Raw genomic sequence first — 5,034 nt, forward strand, 5'->3', positions numbered from 1 at the left:
CTGTACTTAATTTCCTCTGTTTAATTTTCAAAGACCAAGTTATTTTTGCGTGTCATCAACTGACCGCTTGATTATCTTATCAGCTTTTCGCTTCTCTGTCAACAACTTTTTTTGTTGATCTCGTTTGTCATCTGCTCACCGCAGCGACATGAACTATCTTATCACATCTTTTTTTCACTTTCATGATAACTATGGTTATTTAACAAAGATAACCGCATAGTTCTACAAATATCTGTTTTATTCTACTTTTTCCTCTAACTGATACACCAGGAGACGAGTACTATTATTATATAAACATTTAGTATTTTGAATAGGTTTTCTTAGATTGTTTATCCTAGTATTATTATGTTTTACTAGCAATCTTTTATTCAAAAACAATAATTAATTTATTGCATAGTATAAAAATTCTTTGAAAATAAAAAAAGAATTGAATGCAGACTTGTTTAACCTAATCTGTTTCAATCCTTATTTATAATAACCTTTTAAATGTGCTCTATAGTTTATTATTAATTTTATAAAAAGTTATATGATCTCTCCACTCCCCGTTTATAAAAAGATACTTTTTATTTAATCCTAACTTCTCAAAACCACAACCTTTTAATACTTTTTGGGATTTCAAGTTGTCGACTAGTGTTGATGCTTCAATCCTATGGAGTCCAGCTTCATTAAAAGCATAGTCCATTGCAATAGAAACAGCTTCCTTCATATAACCTTTTCCTTGGTACTCTCGATCAATAGAATATCCTAAGACTCCACTTTTAAATACACCTAATACAATATTAGAAAGTTTAACTTTTCCTATAACTTTATTATCTTTAAAGATTGCGAAATCCAAACTTGTACCATCAATAAATTGTCTATAACTTTCCATCAATATTCTATATTGAGTTTCATAGGTATAAAAGCTTTTTCCCCTTACAGGCTCAAAACATCTTAAATGCTCTTCATTTGCAATATAATATTGTAACATATCCTGAGCATGCTCAGGTGTTAAGTTTCTTAATTCTATATTTTTTCCTTTAAGCTTTATAAGACTTATATTCTGATGAATCTTATAATCAGATACATTTACACCAAACATAAGTTCACTTTTATGATATTCATTAGTGAAAATATTGTCAGATAATATGCCTTCAAGAATAAACCCTAAGTCCATAAAGGCACTTACATTTGTATCCTCTGCTATAATAATATTTACCTTATAAACATATTTTTCCTTTAAAATCGCATTTAAGATAAGTTCTATAGATTCCTTAAGCATAATATAATTATCATTTCTATAAAACTTAAGCCTTATAGTTGCTTTTCTATTTTCCCTATCTAATTCCAATATATTGAACCTGCCTGAAGTAATACCAGCAGCATCCTTTATTATATAATCTGTTGCAGTTCCTTTAATTAATTCTATAGATACACTTTTTTTATGAGACATAAAGCCATCTCCTGATAATTAATTTTCTGTCACTAAAACACTTTTAGTATTAATGTCGATATATATTAAACATAAAGTTGAGATAATAGCACTTGCAGGAATTAAGAAAAAGGCAGAACCTACTCCTATAGTATCATTTAATATTCCTATAGTCCAGTTTAAAATCATAGTAATAAACATTGCAGCTGTTACTATAAGCCCTGTTATATAAGCACTTTTTTCAGTAAATACCTGACTTATTGTAAGCACTGTTGTAGGAAAGATTATAGAGAAGAATAAACCTGAAATTGATATAACGATCATTCCACGTTCGCCTAAAAAGATACCTAAAAGATAAAGTGCAGCTCCTGCTAACATTGAATTTTTAAGAACATTGAAATATCCAAACTTTTCAACTACAAAGCCTCCTAGTAATCTTCCTATAGCATAAAGACCAAAGAATAATGAAACATAAAATGAGGCTTTTTGTGAACCATAACTAAATGTTTTACCCATGTAGTTTACAAACCAGTTTCCTGTCGCTTGTTCTGCGAATACATAGAATCCTAATGCAAGCATATAAAATACTACAAGTTTATCTGAGAATATTTCCTTCATAGACATAGTACTTTCTTGTTCTGCCGTCTTTGGTTTAGGAATCTTAACGAATAAGAATGATATTAATACCAATGAATAAATAATTGCTACATAAATATATAAAGTTCTCCAATTGACTCCTTGTTCAGTTAATACACCAAAAACTCTTTGTCCTAATGTTGAGCCTAACCCATAACAAAAATGTAATACATTCATTATTATAGTTTGAAATGATAACACTATAACTGGAATTACTGTATTACTAGCAATAGCATTCAGTCCTAATCCAGCACTACTTAAGCTTATGCCTATTACAAGCATAGCAAAACTATTAGCTCTTGATAATAACAGTAGTGAACCTATTATTACAACTAAACCAAATATAAAAACATTCTTTTGACCAAATTTCTCAGAAAGAGTACCTCCTATGAAGGTCATTATCATATAAGCAGCTGCAGTTAAAATAAGAAGATTACCAATTTGAGTATCATTTACTCCAAATTCTTGTTTAAATACAGGTATAAAAATTCCTTTTGTGTTTTCTGTAACTGCTGCTAGAACCATTAGTAAAAAAATAAATGATAACGCTACCCAGTTGTTTTTTTGTTTTTGTTTCACAATTAATCCCCCTTAAATAAATCTTAGTATTGCTCATCTCAAGTTCACACCATATTCCAACTTAATTTTACAATTGGATATGTTTACACTTTGAAATTATATCATATTTACTTTGCATATTAAAACGCACAATTAAGACTTTTTGCTCATTTCAATCAAAAACGAGCAGATTCCTTCAAGTTTTCTCTCATTTTCTATATTATGTAAATATATATATTTTTTTCTATTAAAATATATATGTTTTTATATAATTTTATATAATTATATACTAAATTGCACTTATATAAATATAGGTACACAATCTCATAACTAATTTATAATAATCATTAAAGTTGTGTATCTTTAGAAATAACACTATTGATATTTACTTTGCATTATGCTTATATTATTTTTAGATAATTTTAGAGGAAAGGCTAATGGTGATAGCATGAACAAGCAAAGTATAAATAAAATAAAAGTATTTTTAATGGGCTTACAAGGAAGATTTCTTGAAAACTCAAGCATCTTTAAGAATATCATTGTTACTTATACTGCAGGTCTTAAGGAATTTAAAGGTATTGGAAGCTTTGAAGATGAAAAGATAAGGTATAACTTTAATGGTAAAACTGAGGTTTTAGATATAACTAACACTCTTAATAAGATTGCTAATGACTCCGAAAATTACGAGACTGTTACTATTCTTTATAAAGAAAGAGGCACAGATATAGTCATCACTGGTGATAATAAGAATGTTAAAATGATTAATACAGAAGTTAAGGAGGGACCTCTTGTTTCAGCTAAGGAAGATGACGGAACATCAACTCATGGATTTAGTGAAACCTCAACATTATTAAATAGAGATTACTACATAAAGGCAGATAGGGCAGATGCTCTACTTAAAGAAATAGGCATCATGTCTAAAGAAGGAAAGATTAAGAATGACAAGATAAGAAAATACAATCAAATAGATCACTACGTAGAACTTCTAGAGGGAGTTCTTGACTCTCTTCCAAAGAATGAAATCATAACCGTGTTAGATTGTGGATGCGGCAAATCCTATCTAACTTTTGTCTTAAATTATTACTTAACCGAAGTAAAAAAAAGAAAATGTCATTTTATAGGTATTGATATTTCTGAAGGAGTTATTGAAAGTTCTAAAAAAATGGCTGAGAATCTCGGCTATAGAAATATGGAATTTCATGCAATAGATATTAAAAAATATAGACCTAATAAAAAAGTGCATGTTGTTATATCCCTTCACGCTTGTGATACGGCTACAGACATGGCTATAGCTATGGGAATAAAGCTTGCTTGCGATTGCATAATAGCAGTTCCATGCTGCCAAAGGGATATTTTAAACCAATATAGTTATCAACCATTTAAGGGAATATTAAAATACGGAATTCTTAAAGCAAGAATGGCTGATGTTTTAACTGATGGCATGAGAAGCATGCTCCTAGAAGCAAAAGGATTTAACGTTTCTGTAGTAGAATACATCTCTCCATTAGAAACTCCAAAGAATCTTATGATAAGAGCATTAAAAACATCAAAAGAAAAAGATTCTGTTATGGATGAATACATAAGTTTAATGTCTTCCTTAAATGTGTACCCTGCCCTTTATAGATTTTTAAACGAAGGATGGGAAGTTTAGTAAAGATTTCTCATATTTTATCCTAAATCTAAATATTATATTATGATCAATAGTTTTAGGAGATGGTTTAGTTGCTTAAAAGACTTAAAAAGAAGATTATCAAGAGCCTAATGGTAATCATTCTTTTTACTTCTTTAGGCTTTTATGGAGCATATAAAGTTCTTGTAGAAGATGATAAACCTAAAACTTCAACATTTCTTCCAGCTGATGAAACCATTAAACTTTCTTTTATTTCAGAAGAAAGTTTAGTTAACAAAATTCACAATGTTCAAAGATTAGTACCATTAGAAGTAGAATTAAACGAAAGAATTATAATAGATAGTAGTTGGGGAGATTTTGAGGTTTTTAAAAAGCTACAACGAATTGAATATTATATAAAAGGTACGTATTCTGTAGATCTTTCTACTCTTGAAAACTCTAATATCAAAATAGATAAACTTAACAAAAAAATACAAATTACCTTGCCCAAACCTGTAGTAGACTCAATAATTATAAATCAAGATAAAACCATATTTGAGACTACAGAAAATGGATTATTAAGAATTGGAGATATAAAATTAACTCCGGATGAATATGCTATCATTGAAAAAGAAATAATAAATAGGATAGAAAAAAAACTAAAAGAACAATCTCTTTATAATGAGTCAATAAAAAAAACAGAAGAGGTTGTAAAATCCATAGTAAGATCTACAGTTCCCGGAGACTTTAATTTAACTATAAAATTTGAATAATTACTGATTAACATTCAATGATCTATCCATAAAAACTATAAATATAT

At 28.7% G+C, this 5,034-nt stretch carries 4 protein-coding genes; 2 read left to right on the forward strand and 2 right to left on the reverse strand.

The window, feature by feature from the left end; all coding sequences use genetic code 11:
• Positions 1-493: 493 nt before the first annotated feature.
• Together CPJCM30710_RS09895 and CPJCM30710_RS09900 are read right to left on the reverse strand one after the other, a co-directional pair.
• Complete coding sequence (locus CPJCM30710_RS09895) at positions 494-1,432, reverse strand: GNAT family N-acetyltransferase (protein WP_212904018.1); 939 nt, start codon at positions 1,430-1,432, stop codon at positions 494-496.
• An 18-nt stretch (positions 1,433-1,450) separates the two neighbouring features.
• Positions 1,451-2,626: an MFS transporter gene (locus CPJCM30710_RS09900; RefSeq protein ID WP_246503513.1), complete on the reverse strand. Its 1,176-nt coding sequence runs from the start codon at positions 2,624-2,626 to the stop codon at positions 1,451-1,453.
• 427 nt (positions 2,627-3,053) lie between these two features.
• On the opposite strand from CPJCM30710_RS09900, the gene CPJCM30710_RS09905 reads away from it, so the two are divergent.
• Positions 3,054-4,256: a class I SAM-dependent methyltransferase gene (locus tag CPJCM30710_RS09905; RefSeq protein ID WP_212904019.1), complete on the forward strand. Its 1,203-nt coding sequence runs from the start codon at positions 3,054-3,056 to the stop codon at positions 4,254-4,256.
• A gap of 71 nt (positions 4,257-4,327) precedes the next feature.
• Positions 4,328-4,987, forward strand: coding sequence for a DUF4230 domain-containing protein (locus CPJCM30710_RS09910; RefSeq protein WP_212904020.1), 660 nt, complete (start codon positions 4,328-4,330; stop codon positions 4,985-4,987).
• Positions 4,988-5,034: the final 47 nt, after the last annotated feature.

Origin of the sequence: Clostridium polyendosporum, from assembly GCF_018332455.1 — a bacterium.
GTDB classification, from domain to species: domain Bacteria; phylum Bacillota; class Clostridia; order Clostridiales; family Clostridiaceae; genus Clostridium_AY; species Clostridium_AY polyendosporum.

Coding starts and splice junctions, on each gene's coding strand:
- CPJCM30710_RS09895 (WP_212904018.1), bottom strand. CDS start 1,432: ATGTCTCATAAAAAAAGTGTATCTATAGAATTAATTAAAGGAACTGCA.
- CPJCM30710_RS09905 (WP_212904019.1), top strand. CDS start 3,054: ATGAACAAGCAAAGTATAAATAAAATAAAAGTATTTTTAATGGGCTTA.